The organism is Streptomyces sp. ME02-8801-2C (assembly GCF_033793965.1).
Classification (GTDB): Bacteria; Actinomycetota; Actinomycetes; order Streptomycetales; family Streptomycetaceae; genus Streptomyces.
This window is the reverse complement of sequence record NZ_JARAXP010000005.1, coordinates 287,883-305,409: the sequence shown is the minus strand read 5'-3', so window position 1 is coordinate 305,409 and position 17,527 is coordinate 287,883. Positions and strand designations below refer to the sequence as shown.

General features: G+C 69.9%; 15 protein-coding genes. 6 read left to right on the top strand and 9 right to left on the bottom strand.

The window, feature by feature from the left end:
- Positions 1-100 precede the first annotated feature (100 nt).
- The 7 genes from PV396_RS18630 to PV396_RS18600 all read right to left on the bottom strand — a co-directional run bounded on the left by PV396_RS18630 (position 101) and on the right by PV396_RS18600 (position 7,251).
- Positions 101-886 carry a Pycsar system effector family protein gene (locus tag PV396_RS18630; protein ID WP_319205892.1) on the bottom strand — a complete coding sequence of 262 codons (786 nt, stop codon included), beginning with the start codon at positions 884-886 and terminating at the stop codon, positions 101-103.
- A complete protein-coding gene (locus tag PV396_RS18625; protein WP_319205891.1) occupies positions 883-2,025 on the bottom strand; it encodes a hypothetical protein in 1,143 nt (380 codons plus the stop codon). Before PV396_RS18625 ends, PV396_RS18630 begins: the two co-directional genes overlap by 4 nt.
- Positions 2,018-4,555, bottom strand: coding sequence for a hypothetical protein (locus PV396_RS18620; RefSeq protein WP_319205890.1), 2,538 nt, complete (start codon positions 4,553-4,555; stop codon positions 2,018-2,020). Before PV396_RS18620 ends, PV396_RS18625 begins: the two co-directional genes overlap by 8 nt.
- Positions 4,552-5,337, bottom strand: a complete 786-nt coding sequence (locus PV396_RS18615) for a hypothetical protein (RefSeq protein ID WP_319205889.1) — start codon at positions 5,335-5,337, stop codon at positions 4,552-4,554. The genes PV396_RS18620 and PV396_RS18615 overlap by 4 nt, the downstream gene beginning before the upstream one ends.
- Before the next feature lie 179 nt (positions 5,338-5,516).
- Positions 5,517-6,242, bottom strand: coding sequence for a Crp/Fnr family transcriptional regulator (locus PV396_RS18610; protein ID WP_319205888.1), 726 nt, complete (start codon positions 6,240-6,242; stop codon positions 5,517-5,519).
- Between the two features lie 557 nt (positions 6,243-6,799).
- On the bottom strand, positions 6,800-7,060 hold the full coding sequence (locus tag PV396_RS18605) for a hypothetical protein (RefSeq protein WP_319205887.1): 261 nt from the start codon (positions 7,058-7,060) through the stop codon (positions 6,800-6,802).
- Positions 7,057-7,251 carry a hypothetical protein gene (locus PV396_RS18600; protein WP_319205886.1) on the bottom strand — a complete coding sequence of 65 codons (195 nt, stop codon included), beginning with the start codon at positions 7,249-7,251 and terminating at the stop codon, positions 7,057-7,059. The genes PV396_RS18605 and PV396_RS18600 overlap by 4 nt, the downstream gene beginning before the upstream one ends.
- Before the next feature lie 500 nt (positions 7,252-7,751).
- On the opposite strand from PV396_RS18600, the gene PV396_RS18595 reads away from it, so the two are divergent.
- The 3 genes from PV396_RS18595 (at position 7,752) to PV396_RS18585 (ending at position 10,461) form a co-directional block, all read left to right on the top strand.
- On the top strand, positions 7,752-8,969 hold the full coding sequence (locus tag PV396_RS18595; RefSeq protein WP_319205885.1) for a helix-turn-helix transcriptional regulator: 1,218 nt from the start codon (positions 7,752-7,754) through the stop codon (positions 8,967-8,969).
- A gap of 380 nt (positions 8,970-9,349) precedes the next feature.
- Entirely contained in the window at positions 9,350-10,000 is a 651-nt protein-coding gene (locus PV396_RS18590) for a hypothetical protein (RefSeq protein WP_319205884.1), read from the top strand.
- Positions 10,001-10,089: 89 nt separating this feature from the next.
- Entirely contained in the window at positions 10,090-10,461 is a 372-nt protein-coding gene (locus PV396_RS18585; RefSeq protein ID WP_319205883.1) for a hypothetical protein, read from the top strand.
- A gap of 88 nt (positions 10,462-10,549) precedes the next feature.
- On the opposite strand, the gene PV396_RS18580 is transcribed toward PV396_RS18585, so the two are convergent.
- Positions 10,550-11,278, bottom strand: coding sequence for a response regulator transcription factor (locus PV396_RS18580; protein ID WP_319205882.1), 729 nt, complete (start codon positions 11,276-11,278; stop codon positions 10,550-10,552).
- Positions 11,279-11,476: 198 nt separating this feature from the next.
- On the opposite strand from PV396_RS18580, the gene PV396_RS18575 reads away from it, so the two are divergent.
- Genes PV396_RS18575 through PV396_RS18565 form a run of 3 tightly spaced genes read left to right on the top strand, consistent with a single transcriptional unit; the run spans position 11,477 to position 13,966 of the window.
- Positions 11,477-11,920, top strand: coding sequence for a GntR family transcriptional regulator (locus PV396_RS18575; RefSeq protein ID WP_319205881.1), 444 nt, complete (start codon positions 11,477-11,479; stop codon positions 11,918-11,920).
- A 4-nt stretch (positions 11,921-11,924) separates the two neighbouring features.
- Positions 11,925-12,857, top strand: a complete 933-nt coding sequence (locus tag PV396_RS18570) for an ABC transporter ATP-binding protein (RefSeq protein WP_319206349.1) — start codon at positions 11,925-11,927, stop codon at positions 12,855-12,857.
- Positions 12,854-13,966, top strand: a complete 1,113-nt coding sequence (locus PV396_RS18565) for an ABC transporter permease subunit (RefSeq protein WP_319205880.1) — start codon at positions 12,854-12,856, stop codon at positions 13,964-13,966. Before PV396_RS18570 ends, PV396_RS18565 begins: the two co-directional genes overlap by 4 nt.
- Before the next feature lie 136 nt (positions 13,967-14,102).
- Here PV396_RS18565 and PV396_RS18560 read toward each other — a convergent pair whose 3' ends face one another.
- A complete protein-coding gene (locus tag PV396_RS18560; RefSeq protein ID WP_319205879.1) occupies positions 14,103-17,204 on the bottom strand; it encodes a S8 family peptidase in 3,102 nt (1,033 codons plus the stop codon).
- Positions 17,205-17,527 lie beyond the last annotated feature (323 nt).

The following is a 17,527-nucleotide window of genomic DNA, read 5'->3' as shown; positions in this document are numbered from 1 at the left end:
ACTCGGCGCGTACGGGTTGCGTGGTGCACGCCGATACGTCGTGATAGGTGAAATTTGGTCGGCCCCGGCCCGTGACCTCGTCCCGCGACCTCGACGTGCCTCAGCGCGCCGTCAGGCTCCAGGCCAGGGCCAGTGCCGCCGAGGGGGCGAGCGAGCCGACGCCCCAGCGGATGGCCCGGTACTTGGCGGAGAGGATCGCGCTGACGTCGACGGCCTGGACGAGCAGCCAGGCCGCCGGATCGCGCCCCGCCTCGGCGACCCGGGCGGCGAGCGTCGCGAGGTCGCGGCGCGAGCCCACCAGATCGCCGAAGTACGTCACCTCGTCCAGGCCTTCCCGGACCGTGCCGGTGCGCGGCATGAGCGCCCCGACCAGCGCGGTCACCGACACCGCCCAGAGCAGTCCGGCGAGGACCAGCGTCACGTCGGCGGGTCCGTGCCAGCCGGGGGCGCCCTGCCAGCCGATGAGGAAGGCGGGCAGCGCGAGCGTCCCCGACAGCAGCACCGCCGCCTTCGAGTCGGCCCGCCCGAGGTCCTCCCGGACGGTGCTGAGCAGCCGCTCGGCGACACGCTCACTCACCCGCTCCCCGGCACGGCCGGGCCCGTGCCGACCCCCGTACGGCTCGGGCCCGACCTGTCCTGGGGTTCCCCCGACGCAGCCGGTGGCTCCGGACGCCCGGGTTTCCCCGGTCCCGCCGGTCCCGCCGGTGGTTCCGGTCCCGCCGGTCCCGCCGGTCCCGCCGGTGGTTCCGGTCCCGCCGGTGGTTCCGGTCCCGCCGGTCCCGCCGGTCCCGCCGGTGGCTCCGGTTGCCCGGGCGTCCCCGGTCGCCCCGGTTCCGCCGGTGCTGCCGGTCGTCCCGGTCCCGCCGATCCCCCCGTCCCCGGTCATCGGTGCGTCGCCTCCCCGGGGTCGTCGTCGGTCGCCCAGTCCCAGCCGTCGTCGCGGGGGCGCCTGCGGCGCGGGGGCTCAGGGGTGGAGTCCTGCGGGGACTGCGGGTCCTGCGGGTCTGCCGGGTGGACGTACGGGTCCTGGCGTCGGACGCGGGCGGGTGGGTCCTCGGACACCCAGTCCGGGGTGAACGGTTCCGCGTCGGACGGTTCCAGCTCCCGGGTGGGGCGGCGGGCGGGTGTGGCGCCGATGGAGCCGGTGACCCCGCCCAGGCGCCCCCGGTTGAGGAGGTTGAGGGCCTGGGTCTCCACTTCGTTGGAGTGGATCTGACCGCTCTCCACCATGTCGAACAGCCGGTCGACGCGCTCCTTCTCGTCCTGCCGGCCCTCCTGGCGGATCTTCTCCAGGAAGTCCTTGGCCTCGGCCGGCTCCGCCGCCAGCATGTAGCTCAGCTGCTCCAGCTCCCCGCCCTGCAGCATGGCCCTGAACCGCCCCTGGTGCACCTTGGTCACCTCGGCCGAGGCATGCGCGTCCCGGATGCCGTTCATGTGCTCGATCGCCCGGTCGTCGACGCGCAGTCGGACGTACAGCCGTACGTTCAGGCCGAGTTCGGCGCCCAGCCCGCTCCAGCGTCCGCCCGCGCACTCCCGGGTGATGGCCCGGTTGGCCTGCTCCGCCTCGTGCACCCGGTAGGTCGAGGTGACCTCGTGCAGCCGTTCCAGGATCGGCGCGGTGAGCCGCTTCGCGATGTCCGTCACCACCTGCACGGCCGCCAGATGCGGATCGTCCACCGTCCAGTGGATGTCCACCTCGGCCTTGAAGAAACTGGTGCCGCCCGCCGCCGGCAACTCCATCTCCAGCGGCGTCTGATAGGTGCCGAGGGCGATCTCGCACACGGTGTGGGGCCGGGCCAGCGCCCGCTTGTCGACGTGCCGGGTACCGGTCACGGTGACGACGCTGTGGCCGCCGTTCCGATAGAACAGCACCAGCGCCTTCTGGGCACTGACCTGCGGTTGGACCCCGTTCGGCGCGTACTCCTTCAGGAACGGACCCGCAGGCCCGGCGGCGGCTCTGCGCGCCTGCAGCCGCTCCTTGGCCCGGGACCGCGCCTGGGCCCGCGCCTCGTCGTTGTCAGCCATGACTTCTCTCCTCCTGGCCGCTCCGCGTCCGCTGGTTGACGGCGAGCCACCACAGAGAGCGCGCACGGGCGTCGGGGAACGGGTCGTCCGGATCGTTCATCATTCGGCGCAGCAGCCAGTCCAGCCGCCGCCGGTCGGTCTCCTCGGCGGCCAGCGCCGGCAGCAGCGCCGCCAGTCCCGGCCGCGTCCACTCGGTGCCGTCCTTGCGTACGGCGGTGCGCAGCATCCTCTCCAGCGCGTCCATGGCCACGTCCTTCGAGCGGGCCGTGTTGAGCGCGGTCCACAGCAGGTCGGCGATGGGCATGGCCAGTTCGGGCCGGGTGTCGGCCAGGGCGAGCGCCAGGGGCCAGTCGCCGCGCTCACCGAGCGAGGACGCCGGCTCGTCGATGAGCAGCTTGTCGACCCTCGTCTCGGCCAGCCAGATCGCCGCAGCGAGCCCGAGCGTCTGGTGCGCCTCGCGCTTGTGCTGGGTCCAGTCGGCCATCCGCCGCAGCACCTTCGGCGCCTGCGCGCGGTCCGGCAGCGCCAGCAGCCGTACGACGTTGAACGCGGCGGCGGCCAGCAGCGACTGGTCCCCGCCGTCGCGGACCCCGATCCGGCCCAGGGCGTCCAGGGCGTCGCCGGTGCTGTCCGCGCAGTTGCCGTAACCCAGCGCCGCCGCCGCCGTCGACCGCAGGGTCCAGGTCGGGGACCGGCTCCAGTCCTCGACCAGTTTTCGTACGGCCTTGCGGTGCGAGGCGTGACCGGCCGCCTGGTCCATCATCGTGGCCGCGAACAGCCTGCGGTGGGCGGTGCCCTCGGCGAGCGGCCGGACCAGCTCGGCGAACCCGTGGTCGAAGTCCCGTACGCACAGCTCCCCGGCGGCGACCGCCGCGCGCACCCACACCTGGGGGCGCTGGTCGTCGGCCAGCATGCGCAGCCACCGTACGATCGGCGCGCGCACCGGGAAGTGCCGCTCCCACACCTCGGCCAGCACCGCCGACGGCAGGGCGCCGCCCCGGTACCAGATCAGCCGGGCCGGCGCTGCGGCCCCGGCCACCTCGACCTCGCCGGTGACGCTCTCGGCGCGGGAGAGGGCCAGGTCGGCCTCCGGGTCGTCGCAGAACAGGGGGCGGGCGGGGGCGTTGTCCGGGTCGCACTGGACGGACAGTTCCCAGGTCAGCAGATGGGCGGCGGAGGACACCGCGCTGTGCGAGGCCCCGCCGAGAACGGCCAGCGCGATCCGGAACGCCACCGGGTGGAACAGCGCGGCGGTGTTCGTCCGTTCGACGCCCCCCTCCCCGTCCCGCGCACCCTTGCGGGCCGGTGTGGCGAGCGCGCGGTCCACGCCGGCGAACCACTCGTGGGCCTGGTCGGCGGCGAGACTGCGGCAGCCGGTGAGCAGTTGCTGCTGCGACAGGTCGCCGAGCAGCCGGCCGGCCAGCAGGGAGGCGAGCAGTTCGGCCTCGGCGGGCCGCAGATCCTTGAGCCCGACCGCCTCCACGACGTCCTCGCGCCGCGCCAACTCCTCACCACGGACGAGCAGTTCCTCGACGGAGTCCTGCTCCTCGGAGTCCTGCTCCTCTCCCCGTTCTTCCCGCCGCCCTTCAACTCGCTCTTCAACTCGCTCCTCGAGTCGTTCCCGCAGCCGGGTCATGAGGAGTTCCTGGGTGGGCGCGGGCGGGCAGAGCATGCCGTAGCGCCCGGCGAGCAGCGGGCCGGCCGCCGAGCCGACGGTGACGACGAGCACCGCGAACGACTCGCACCGGGCCAGGGCGGTCGCCAGTTCGTCGAGGTCCATCTCCTCCGGGGGCAGCGCTCCGGGCCGGGTGAGGGACAGCTCCAGCAGGTACCCGGTACCGCGCGGGAACTCGTCGCCGGCGCGCAACTGGTCCACGAACTGCCGTATTCCGTCGTCCGGTTGGACCCGGCGCACCGGCGAACCGGCGGGGTCGCCGTCGGTGTCCCGGGGCGCGTCGGCGGTGACCTCGTCGAGCAGGGAGAGCGCCGTACTCGTCCGGCCGGTGCCGGGGGCGGCGCCGAGCACCAGCAGCCGACGGGAGCGCAGCGCCTTGCGCAGCCGTACGTATCCGTCGGGGACGACCTGGACGCGGCGCAGCCTGCGCAGTTCCTCGGCGGGGACGGGCCCGCTGCGCAGGCGCGGTCGGGCGTCCGTGCCGAGGATGATGTCGCCGAAGTGGGCGCTGCTGATGATCGAGCGGTCGACGCTGGTCAGATCCCGCCCGGACTCGAACAGCATCCGGGTGGCGCGGCGGGTACGGGAGGCGGCGGCGAGGTCGGTGGGGCCGTCCTCGCCCTGCTCCTCGGCGAAGGGGGCGCGGGTGAACTCCTTGAACCGCTCGGCGGCAAGCGCCCGTTCGTTCTCCTTTTCCTTCTCTTTCTCCTTGTCCTTGTCCTCCTGCTTGCCTGCCTCCTCGTCCTTCTCCTCGGCGGCCTCCCGGTCGTTGGGCTTGCCCCCCTCGGGCCGGTCCCGTTCGGGGGTGCTGTCGGGGGTCTCGGGGGCGTCGTCCGACTGCTGGTCGTCGCTCATGCGCCGCCGCCCTTCCGGCCGATGTGCACGGACCGCTGGTAGGTGTTGTCGTGGTGCACCGAGATGTCGCCCTGGGCGGAGAAGCTCGTACGGGAGTCGTCGGCGGGGAGGTCCGCGGGCGCCTGCGCGCGGGGGGCGTCGGCCGTGGGTGGCGCTGCGGCGACCGGGCTCGCGGGGACGACCGGGCTCGCGGGGGCGGGTCGGCCGGGCAGGTGGAACCAGGCGGTGGTCTCGCCCTCCTTGAGGACCGGCCGGCCCGAGACATAGCGCTCGGGCTCGATGAACTTGCCGCCGCCGCGCACCACGTCCTCGTACAGGGAACCCGAGACCACCAGGACGAGGTCGGCGCCCTCGGCGTCGAGCAGCTGCCGGGCCATCGCGGAGTCGGCGAGTCGGCAGGCCAGGTCGACGGCACGCCCGCTGATCCCGCGCGCGTCGCGCCGTACGGGTCCGACGTGCATCCCGATACGCAGCCCCAACGGCACCCGCAGCGAACGGTTCTCGTCGCGCAGGTTCTCGTGCAGCTCGACCATCCACAGCCCGAGCAGCCGGGTCACCGGAACGCGCGCGGACACCGACAGCAGGACACCGTCCCCGCGGTCCTCCATGTGTACGGCGTCCCGCGCCACCTTGGCGTGCGTGAACGCCGTCTCGACGACCCGGTAGACGCGTGCGCGCATCCGGGGCTTGTCGATGTCGTCGTACTCCCCGGAACGCCGGGCGTCGACGCTGATCACCAGCTCGTAGTGCGCCTCGGTGAGATCCATCGCGTCGCGGTCCACCCCGTGCCCCCTTGTTCTGGTGCGTTCGATCGTCGTGCGGTGTCGTTCGGTGTCGTTCGGTGTCTTTCGGTGTCTTTCGGGCGTCGTTCGGTTCACGTTCGGTTCTGTGGGTCGTCTCCCAGGGTCGGCCTCGGGCGGGAGGCCGTCTGTAGCCGTTTACACATGACGGGCCGGAGGTTCTACGTCTGTTGTCCCTCCGTGTCCGTATGGCCGTCGGCGAGGAGGGCGAGCAGTTCGGGGTCGAGGATCTCCACGACGCGGTTGCCGGTCCGCACGATCCGCTGGGTGCGCAGCAGCCGCAGGCTCTTGGCCACGGCCTCCCGGGTCGCTCCTATGCTGGCGGCGAGTTCGTCCTGGGCCAGTTGCACGACCGACGAACTGGATGAGGCGGTACGGGCGTACGGGCTCCGGGGTGCGCCGCCCGACCCGGACAGCTCGGTGAGCCGGCCGGCCAGCCGCTGCAGCACGGTGAGGGAGGCGAGCGCGGACCGCTCCTGGTCGGCGCTGCGGAGGCGGAAGGTGAGCTGCCGGATCACCAGCCCGCTCACCCGGGGATGCTCGGCGAGGAACCTGCGGAACGCGTCCCCCGATATGACCTGGGCCTGCGTCGGTCCCAGCGCCCGTACGGTGGCGCTGCGCGGATGGGGGTCCAACGCGGCCATCTCGCCGAGGAGTTCACCGGGTCCGCGCAGCCCGAGTATCAGCCGGGTGGCTCCCCGGTCCGTCGCGACGGAGACGGTCACCCATCCCTTGACGACGATCAGGACGTGGCTGGTCCTGTCGCCCTCGGTGAGGAGGTGGGCGTCGGCGGCGAAGTGCTTGGGGTTGCCGAGGGCCATGACGCCCTCGCGCTCCTGCGCGGTCAGTGCCTGCGCGAACGCCAGCTCGTTGCCTAGCAGTCCCATGGCACGCCCCCCGCCGCGTTCCGGACCCCTGGTCTTGCGATGGCGTTGATGGTGACAGAGCGAAGCTTTGGGCTGAACGGTTTACGCCATATCAGGTGTACCGCCCGGTAATTTCATGTATGGGCACGTAAGGCGCCCTCCCCCTCCTGCACCCGGCCCGCACCCCCCTTTCCGGCAGCCTCCCGGCCCAGTCCCCCGAACCAGACAGACCCCACTGGACCCTCAGGTCAGCCCCACCACTCGAACTACCGTCCGTAACAAGACGGGGAACGGGCTGGTCGTGAGGCAATTGGCGAAAAATCGGGTTTCCGGGCCGGAAAGGGTGATGAAGGTGTGGTGATGCTGGGTGGCTGCGGGGGTGGCGCGGTGAGGGTCGGCAGCGGGTTTTTCGCCCAGGCTTACGCTGTCGTCCGCTCCAGCCGGCTCCGCTCGTCGTCCGTGGCTGTACTGACAGCGCCCCCAACTGGTCTACGTACAGCACCAGATGGGGGCGCGCGGGCCGCCCTGCGAGGAGAATCGGGACGGTGTCACGCGAGCGCCTTGGCGAATGTCGCCAGCTATGCACGGCCCGCGATGGGCCCATGTTTCGTCGACGCCTGGACGGGCCTGCGGCAGTCAGGCGAGTTCCCGGGCGCCGGAGTGCCGTCGAGGGCGCGGCACAGGGCTGCGTGCAGGTGCTCGGCCTCGGCCAGGGAGAGCACAAGCTCGGCGTCCGTCGCGGGCTTCCCGTCGCCGGTAAGGGTCAGCGGCAGCGCCAAGCGGTCGTCGTCGGCACGACGCAGAGGGTGCCCAGGTGTGCGTTTGACCTCCCAGTTCATGGCGTCCCCTCGATTCGTGCGAGGCGGTAGACGCCCCACAGTTCCTGTCCGGTCTCGCATCCGTCCTGCGCCCTGCTTGAACCCTTGCAGCCGTCGGTGCACTTGCGGGTGTGCTCGAACCACAGGCGGTAGGCCCGCAACATGGGCAGTTCGGCGGTCCGTACACGTGACTCGACCTTGGGGCCCCTCATCTGCCTGCCTCCGTCAACTGCCGTGCAGAACAAGCTGATTGACGCTGCTCGGGCGGGAGGACGTAGGCGCGTACCAGGGGATGCTGCTCGCCCTGGTCAAGCTGCGGTGTGCGTCGGACACGGTGCAGCCGTGCGAGCGTCAGGTAGGCGTTCATCATGACGGGCGAGACCTGTCCTGGCTGGGAAGGCGGACACGTCTGCGTCGGTTGGTCGAGGGTGGTGCGGGTCCTGTGGGACAGACTCCGCTTCCTGGCCGTACGGGGGCCGAGGAGTAAGGCCCTCACCCATTCGAGTGCGTGTGGTACGAAGTTCAATGTCTGCGCTCCTGTTCAGCGTGGGCCATGCCCCCGGCCGTCCCAAGCGGTGCGGGGGTGCTGCGTTCCGACCACGCTTCCGCGCGGGAGAACGCCGCACCACGGCAGAACTGCCGCATTCAGGCGGCATCTTGGCGGCGCGAGCTACCCTGACCAGGGACGACGACACCCGGACGGGGGCCGGACATGGCAGGCAGAAAACGACAGCGTCTGGCCCAGCGCCGGAAGGCGAGCGGGTACACACAGGAGCAATTCGCGGACGCCCTGGGAGTCGACCGCACCACGGTGCAGCGCTGGGAGCGGGGAGAGGTGAACCCCCAACCGCATCAGCGCCCGAAAGTGGCAAATCTCTTGCAACTCACGTCCAGGGAACTGGACGAATTGTTGGCCGCGGATGTTCTGCCCGTTGCTCTGGGATCCAGTTGGGCCGCGGTTGCGGAGCCGACCACCGATGACGAGACGGCTGCCTGGGAATTGGCTCGACGCGTCCAGGCCAGTGACGTCGGAACCGAAACCCTCACTCGCCTGGAGGGCGTCTTTGACGAGTTGGCAACGGACTACCCCGTTACTCCTCCACGTGAGCTGTTGGAGCGTGTGAGGCGGCATTCGGCGTATGTGGTCCACCTGCTCGATGCGCGCAAAACGCTCTCAGAACATAGGCGGTTGCTGGTCGTCGGGGGCTGGCTGTCTCTGTTCGGCGCGACGCTACACATCGATCTGAACCAAGGTAGTTCGGCAACGGCCTGCCTGAAAACCGCAGTTACTCTGGCGCGCCAGGCGGAGCACCCGGAAATTGAAGCATGGTGCTACGAGACCGACGCGTGGCGAGTTCTCACGGATGGGGATTATTCGCGGGCTCTGGAACTCTCGCTAGCTGCCCAGGACACTGCTCCTGTGGGAAGTTCGGCCCTGATTCAGGCAACTGCCCAGGAAGGGCGGGCGCGTGCGAAGCTAAGCCACTCGACGGAGGCGTACGCAGCCATCGATCGGGTACAGAAGATGGCTGCCTCGCTCGGAATTCCCGAGCGTCCCAGGGAACATCACTACCAATACGATCCGGCCAAGGCGCTCGCCTACACGGCGACCACCCTTGCATGGCTTGGCGATGCTGCCGCAGAACCATTCGCCCGTGAAGTGATCGCGCGCCTGGGACCGTCCAGCGACGTCGGCAAGTGGCCCCGCCGGGTAGCTTCGGCCAATATCGATTTGGCGCTGGTGCTGCTCTCGGGCGACCGCCTCGACGAAGCGTGTGACTCTGCGCAGAAGGCCATACTCAGCGGCCGGGTGGTGCCGTCGAATCACTGGCGGGCGCTGGAAGTCGTCAACGTGGTTGAAGCGAGACAGCTGCCGGAGGCGTCCGAACTGCGTGAGGCATACGAGGGTCTCAGGGCCATCGAAGCCTGACAGGAAGCCACACATGCAAAGAGCAATGCTCAAGGCATAGGGGCGGCCCGGCAGTCCGTCGTCGAGGACTGCCGGGCCGGGTCGGGTGCGAAGGGGCACGGCGGTCACATGACGGCCTTGTAGCCCTGCCAGCCCGTCGCGATTCTCGTAGCGCGGCCGAAGACGCCCTTCCCGTTGCCGTCTGCGCGCCAGAGCATGCCCATGACCAACGCCGACCGTATTCCCGGCGCGGGCCTCTGATCCACCTTTGACGAACCCCCCAGGAAACCCTGTGCCGTCTTCTGATCGCGCATTGATCCCCTGAATCCGTCCCGCCGGTGGAATGGGCGCAGCCGGTGGAACTCACCCCACCGCATCAGCTCTCCGGAAGGAAAAGGGCAATGGCTTTCACACCTCGCGCTCTCGTCTCCAGGAAGGGTCTGCCCCGTACCGCCGGGGCGGTCGCCGCCCTCGCTGTCGGGGCCACGCTGCTGGCGTCTCCCGCGGCCAGCGCCGCCGACAACCCCACCACCAAGGAGCTGCTGAACACCTGCGGTGTCAGCACCAGCCTCTGCGTGTTCCACCCGCAGAGCTTCCAGGAGTACACCGGCCCGAGCCACCACCTCGGTCCGACCGTGTACAACTGCGCGACGAACGCGAACACCCTCACGGTCGGCGGTGAGGAGACGGTCGGATCCTCCGACTCCGTCGGCCTCACGATCACCGCCTCCGCCGGGTTCGCGAAGGTCTTCGAGGTCGGCCTGTCGACCAGCTACAACCGCACGTGGGAACGCAGCCACATGGACAAGGTCGAGTTCGGCACGAGCGTGCCCGCCGGCTACAAGGGCTGGGTCGAGCGGGGCACCCCGAAGCGGAAGGCCACCGGCTGGTACGAGATCCAGTACAAGAACCGTCACTGGGGCCACTTCGACTGGTACGTCTACAACTACACCGAGTCGGGCTGGGACGTCGGCAAGTCGAACGGCGGTTACGCGAACTTCAAGGACGCGCCGATGACCCAGCAGGAACGCAACGAGCACTGCCACCGCTGAGCAGCGCGCCCGCGGAAATTCCCCCCGCCCCCCTTCACGCCCCCTCGCGGGTTTCCCTGAAATTCCCCAACAGAAATGGTGGCAGTTCCATGAACGGAATCAAGCGCAAGGTCACGATGGCCGTTTTGGCCGGGGCCACTGCGATCGGTGCTCTGGTGATGCCCGCGACGGCGGCTTCGGCCGACGGCGGCAAATACCTTCAGCTGAAGGTCTGCAGCGGGTCGACCGAGACGGTCAAGTTCTTCTTCGTCGGTGAGAACCAGCACGGCGACTGGGTCGGCTCCCGCTTCTGGGAGATCCCGCCGAAGGGCTGCACCACGGCGGAGGGCTACTGGTGGACGGCCGGCCGGTCGGTCGAGTTCCACCACCGCAAGCCCAGCACCGGGTGGCGCTGGGAGCCCCGCGTGGTCTCCTCGAACGGGCAGCACAACGGCGGCACCTACCAGCTCTGGATCGGCTAGAAACGGCACGAATCTGAGCAGAGTGGGGAAAAGGGGTCCGCCGGCCGCGTATCGCACGCGGCCGGCGGACCCCTTCTGGTTCGTTCGCTCACATACCCATCGGGTCCGCGTGCACGATATATCCCGCCCCGCGCACCGTACGGATCAGCGACTGGCCCGAGTCGCCCAGCTTGCGCCGCAGGTAATAGACGTACGTCTCGACGACGCCCGACTCGCCCTGGAAACCGTAGTTCCAGACGGTGTCCAGAATGTGGGCCTTCGAGATGACCTGCCCGGCGTTCTCCAGCAGCAGTTTCAGCAGCGCGAACTCGGTCGCCGACAGCTGTACGGCCGTGCCGTGCCGCCACACCTCGTGGGTGTCCCCGTCCAGCTCGACCCCGGCCGCGCGCAGTCGGCGCGACGACGCGGGCGCGGGCCGGACCGCACCCCGGGCGCGTCGGACCAGGGCCCGGATACGGGCGCTGACCTCGGTGAGGTCGAAGGGCTTGGTGACGTAGTCGTCGCCGCCCGCCGCCAGGGCGTGGCACTTGTCCTCGACGGCCGTACGGGCGCTGAGGAAGATCACCGGCGTGTCGATCCCGGCGGCGCGAAGCCGTCCGCAGACCTCGGTGCCGTCCAGGTCGGGAACGACCAGGTCGAGCAGTACCGCGTCGGGCTGCCGCTGACGTACCTCGTGGATCACCTCGGTGCCCATGGGCACCAGGTGCGCGTCGAAACCGAGGAAGCGCAGCGCCATGGCCAGCATGTCGGAGGTGCTGGAGGCGTCCTCGACCACGAGGACGGAGGGGTGCTCGGGGACCGAAAAGTCTGGGTTCATTCCGGAACGCTTTCTGTGGGGCGGTCGTTCGCGCGGTCTTCGAGCGGGTTCGTTTTCGAAGGCCTGCACCCAGGCTGACCAGCGGATCGTTGTCCAACGAGTCCCGCCGATCACTTTGGACAACCTCTTCCGGCCTCTCCCGGCGTTGACAAGCGTCCTCGCGTCCCTCCATCATCATTCCACTAATCAAGTAGTGGAATGGTGGTGGTGATCGTGGAGTACCGCATCGACAGGCGGAGCGGGGTCCCCGCCTTCCAGCAGATCGTGCAGCAGACCAAACAGGCCCTGCGGCTGGGCGTTCTGGTGCCGGGGGACCGGCTGCCCACCGCCAAGGAGGTCGCCGAGACCAGCACGGTCAACCCGAACACCACCCTCAAGGCGTACCGCGAGCTGGAGCGCGAGGGCCTGGTCGAACCACGACCGGGCCAGGGCACCTTCGTACGCCGCACGCTGGGCCGCCCCGAGACGGGCACCGACTCACCGCTGTACGGGGAGCTGGTGGCGTGGATGTCCAAGGCGGCCGGGGCCGGCCTGGAGCAGGAGGACGTGGCCGCGCTGGTCACGTCGGCGATGGAGAAGCAGTACGCGGCCGGAAACACGGCGGCGACGGGGGCCACGACAACTAGGAGCACAGGTGAGTGACGGTATGTACGCGGGGGAGCCGGCGCTTGAGGCGTACGGACTGGGGATGCGCTACCGGCGGGGCTGGGCGCTGCGGGACTGCTCCTTCCGACTCCCTGCGGGACGGATCTGCGGGCTCGTCGGACCCAACGGTGCGGGCAAGACCACGCTGCTGAGCATCGCCGCCCATGTCCTGCAGCCGACGCAGGGCTCGATCAGCCTGTTCGGCGAGGCGCCGGGCTCGGCGGAGTCGGGCCGGCGCACCGCGTTCCTCGCCCAGGAGAAGCCCCTGTTCCGCCGCTTCACCGTGGCGGAGACCCTGCGGCTGGGCCGGGAGCTGAACCCCGGCTGGGACCAGCGCGCCGCCGAGGACATCGTCCGCGCCGGCAACGTGCCGTTCGACGCGAGGATCAGCACCCTCTCCGGCGGTCAGCGCACCCGCGTCTCCATCGCCCTCGCCTTCGGCAAGCGGCCCGACCTGCTGCTGCTCGACGAGCCGATGTCGGACCTCGACCCCGTCGTACGGCACGAGATCATGGGCGTTCTTCTCGCCGAGGCCGCCGAACACGGCACCACCGTGCTGATGTCCACCCATGTCCTCGCCGAACTCGAGAACGTGTGCGACTACCTCGTCGTCGTCTCCGGCGGCGGAGTGCGCCTCGCCGGTGACGTGGACGAGCTGATGTCCGTGCACACCGTGGTCACCGGGGCCAAGGAGGGCGAGGGCATGCCCGCCGCCCTCGGACACCACACCCTCGTCGAGTCCCGGACCAGCGGACGGCAGTTCACCGCGCTCATCCGCCCCGAGGGCCCGGTCGCCGGCCCCTGGGAGACGGACGCCCCGAGCATGGAGGAACTCCTGCTCGCCTATCTCCGCTCACCCGACGCACCACCGCTGATCACCCCGACCGCGCAGGTCCACGGCCAGGGTCTCGGCACCGGGGCGGTGGCGGCATGAGCACCTTCACCAGCGCCTCGAACCCGACCGGCGGCACGACCGACGGCACGGCCGCCACCTCGCACGGCACCTCGAACGGCAGCACTACCGGCACCAAGACCGACGGCAAGAACGGGACCATGAACGCGACCACCATGGACGCCACCACCCGGCGCCCCCGCCTCAGCGGTATGACCTGGCTGGTCTGGCGCCAGCACCGGGCCGCGTTCTGGACCATCCTCGCCGCCGCCGCGCTCTCCATCGCCTGGATGGTCTACCAGCGTGGCCGGATGATGGACTTCCTCGACGGCTACGGCTTTCCCGCCAAGCCCCTCAGCGATGTCGACGGCGGGTTCCAGCAGTACATCGACGCGTTCAGCTCTGTCGCCATGGGGCTCGGGTCGATACCCATCCTGCTCGGCGTCTTCCTCGGCGCGCCGCTGCTCGCGGGCGACCTGGAGAGCGGGACGGCCAAGCTGGTCGCGGCCCAGTCCGTGAGCCGGACCCGTTGGCTCGCCACGAAGCTGGGGCTGACCGGGCTGGTCGTCGTGGTGAGCACGGTCGCGCTGTCTGCGGTGTTCGGCTGGTGGTGGAGCCCGGTCAAGGCCGAGCCCACGGTCATGGACTGGACCTCCACCGAGGGCTTCAACAACACGGGCCCGGTGCCCGTCGCCCTCACCCTGCTCTCCGTGTTCGGCGGGGTGGCGATCGGTGTGGTGCTGCGCCGCACGCTGATGGCCATGGTGGTGACCTTCGGTTTCACCGTCATCGTCCAACTCGTCTGGTCCTCCTGCGTCCTGTCGCTCGGCAACGTCATCACGATCACGACGAACAAGGGCGTCATGGCGGAGAACTCGTACCCGTCGCTGCCCAGCAACGCGTACGAGATCGACTCGTCGTACATCACCAGCACCGGTGACCTTCTCGGGTGGAGCACGTGTTCGGGCTCGGGGTCGGATGCGGCGCGGGAGCTGTGCCTGAAGAAGGCGGATGTCGTGGGCTGGTCGGTGGAGTATCTGCCGATGTCGCAGATGAATGCCATGCAGTGGTTCGGGGCATCGGTTCTGTTCGCCCTGACGGCCGGTGTCGTGGCGTTCCTTTTCTTCTGGGGTCGTAAGCGGCTTGTTTGAGTAGTTGTTCGGCTGCGGGGCGGTGGGGGCTGGTCGCGCAGTTCCCCGCGCCCCTGAAAAGGACGCTTCGCGCCCCTTTTCTCTGCAAAGTGGGGCCCGCCGTGATCGGCGGGCCCCACCTTCTTTTGTGCTTTTCCTACGGCTCGACAGTCAGGATCGTCGAGCCGGCCGTGTCGGTGCCGTCGCCGTATTCGACGAGGCCGACATAGGCGCTGCCGGGCGTGAGGCCGTGCCAGGAGACGGTGGCCCTGACGATGTCGCCCTGGGTCACCTTCCGCTTGGCCGGGGTGGCCGTGGCCTGGCGGTCGGGCTTGGTGGTCGGGCCGATCAGCCAGGTGTGCAGGGTGTACGGCTGGCCGGTGACGCCCTCGGGCAGGGCGAACTGGTTGACGTACACCGTGTAGGTGCCCGGGCCGAGATCGACCTGCTCGTCATTGCCCTCGTCGGGGTGCGACAGCAGGTTGCGGTCCTTGTCGAACACCCACAGATCGACGTCACTGCCCGGCAGGAGGTCGGCGGAGCGGAGTGCGACGCGGGCGAGGGCGGTGCCCTCGGGGACGGTGATCTCCGTCTTGACGCTGGCGGAGGTCAACTGCGCGGGCGGCGGGCCGAAGTCGGGGGCCGTGCCGGTCAGGGTGCCCGTCTTCGTGGTCCCCGCGTAGAGGCCGTTCACCTTGGTGGTGAAGGTGCCCTTCCAGCCGGCCTGCGGCGACAGGACGACCGAGCCGGTCGCGTTCTCGCCGGTGGCCGTGCCCGGTGCGGTGAGCTGCTTGGCGCGCAGGGCGACGGCGCTGCGGACCCGGTGGCCGTCCTTGTCGCTGAGGGTGACCGAGCCGTAGACCCAGTCGCCGAAGGCGGCGTCGGTGCGGGTGAAGGTCACCTTGTACGTCGCCGATCCGCCCGCCGGGACGACCAGCCGCTTCGGCGTGACCTCGGCCTTGTAGCCGTGCGGGGTCTGGAGCTTGGCGGTGTAGACGCCGGTGGTGGCGGTGACGTTGGTGACCGTGCGGGTCACCGTCTGCCTGCCGGTCAGGTCGCCGACCGAGATGTTCGGCGTGTTGAGGTCGCTCGCGTCGATCTCGCGGGCGGTGGCGCAGACATCGCTGCCGTCGGCGGTCACCGGCTTGTCGCCGAGGGCGCACATGTACGACGTCCAGTCGGCGGAGTTGGAGTCGTAGACCAGGCCGGGGTTGTCGGCGGTGTTCGGTACGACGTGTCCGGAGCCGTAGTCGAGCGGGGTCGCCGGACCGTCGGAGCCGGCGCGCCGGATGGCCTCACCCGCCTCGTCCTTGGTGGTCGCGGTGGTCATCAGCGCCGACTTGATCTCCATGGGGGACCAGTCGGGGTGCGCCTGCCGCAGCAGCAGGGCGAGGCCGGCCACATGCGGGGAGGACATGGACGTACCGGACATGAGGCCCTGCTCGCCCTTGAACGCGCCGTCCCCGCCGCCCGGGGTGGTACCGGCGACGATGTTCAGGCCGGGCGCCGTGATGTCGGGCTTGAGCTGGTCGCCGCCGCTGGTGAGGTCGGGGCCGCCGGAGGAGAACCCGGTGACCTCGGGGGCCTCCTGGTGTACGCCCTTCGCCGCGCCGAGGTCGGCGGTGGCGCCGGACGCGCTGTCGGCGTACGCCTTGACGGCCAGGCCGCTCGCGTTGTCCAGGTGGACGGACGGCACGGAGTGGCCGTCGGCGTCGGTCTCGTCGGTCGTGTTGGCGTTGTACAGCACCATTCCGGCGCCGCCCGCCACCTTGACCTGGGCGCTCTTGTCGACGCGGGCGTTGTCGCCGCGCTTGCACAGCACGATCGCGCCCTTGATCTTGGCCGGGTCGAGGCTGTCCGCCTTGCAGAGTTCGGCGTTGGCGGGGTCGGCGCCCGCCAGGGCTGCCTTCGCCGCGTCGACGAGCGGCGCGGACGGGACGGCCGAGCCGCTGGTGCCGGTGCCGGTGTAGGACGTGCCGTCGCCGAGGGTGATGGTGGTGCGGTAGTCGAGGTCGTGGCTGGACGCGGCCGTGGTGGTCACCCACGGGACGTTGTTGGAGACGGTGCCGGGCCCGGAGTTGCCGGCCGAGGTCGAGACGAAGACGCCCGCCTTGGCGGCGTTGAACATCGCCGTGTACTCGGGGATGTTGGTGCGTTCGCCGTTGCCGCCGCCGATGGAGTAGTTGATGACGTCGACGCCGTCGGCCACGGCCTTGTCGTAGGCGGCGACGAGGTCCACCGACCAGCAGCCGTCGTGCCAGCACGCCTTGTAGGCCGCGATGCGGGCGGCCGGGGCGAGCCCGGATATCCGGCCGGAGATGCCGGTGTCGGGCACGGTGGCGGGCACGTCGATGTTGCCGGCCGCGGTGGTCGCGGTGTGCGTGCCGTGGGCGTCGGAGTCCCTCGGGGACGCCCAGTCGCTGTCGATGGGGTCGGCCAGGCCCTTGTTGAAGTACTGGGCGCCGATCACCTTGTTGTTGCAGGTGACCTGGTGCGCCTGGTCCGCGCCCGGGTCACAGCTGCCCTTCCACTTCTTGGCGATGACCTCGGCGTCGGGCCGCGGTTCCGGGAGGGCGGCCAGGGAGGGGTTGTCCGGGGCGATCCCGGTGTCGATGACACCGATGATGAGACCCCGGCCCGCGTTCGCCTGTCCGCCGGGCACCTTGGAGTAGAGCCCGCCGGGGTCCTTCAGCCCGAGGAACTTGGCGGTGTCCGGGACGGGAAGGCTGCCGGTGGCGGACGTACCGGAGGACGCCGCGGCCGTACCGGCTGTGGCGGCCGAGTCTGTGGTGTCCGTGGTGGCGTCCACCTGGCGCGCCTCGTTGCGGGCCAGCGAGACGACGCCCGGGGTGCGGGCCAGCGCGTTCGCCTGACGGGCCGTCAAGTGCGCGGCGAACCCGTTGAATACGTACCGGTAGCTGTACAGCGGCCTGACGCCCGGTACCTCGTCCAGCACCTTCTCGCGCTGTCGCTTCAGGTGTTCGACGTAGTCGCGTACGGCGCCGGTGCGCGTGTTGAGCCGCTTGCCGGGCGCGGGTGCGGTCTTCGCGTAGGTGGCGACGGGTGCGTCGGCCATCTGCACGAGATACGTGCCGGCGGTGAACGTCCGCGTCTGGCCGGTGCTTTCGACTGGTGAGGTCTGCGCGGCCTGCGCGAGTGGGCTGTAGGTGAGGAGCATTCCTCCGGCGAGTGCCGGGGCGAGCAAAGAGGTTGCTCGGCGGCCGACGGTACGGCGTCGGCCGGGGTGTTGCTGGGGCAAGGTGGTGCCTTTCCCGAACGGAGTGGTCAGGTCCCCGAGATCAAGGTCATCCTGTGCCCCCGGCGGCGGTGTGAGAAAGCTGGAATGTTTGAAACCTCAGTAACTGCACAGGTTCTTCACGGAGTTCGCCGACTACTTTCCAGTAGCGACTGTCGGCGACTGTTCGGGCCAGTCGTGTCCGCCGCATTCCGTCGTGGGAAAACCTGCTGGTAACTTTCTCTTGACAAAGTTGAGTTACGTTCAAAACCGCAGGTTACACGTTCAACTAACGTGTGGGCGGCGGGAGTTGGTCGAGCTGTGGATGTCATGCAATGCCCTGATAA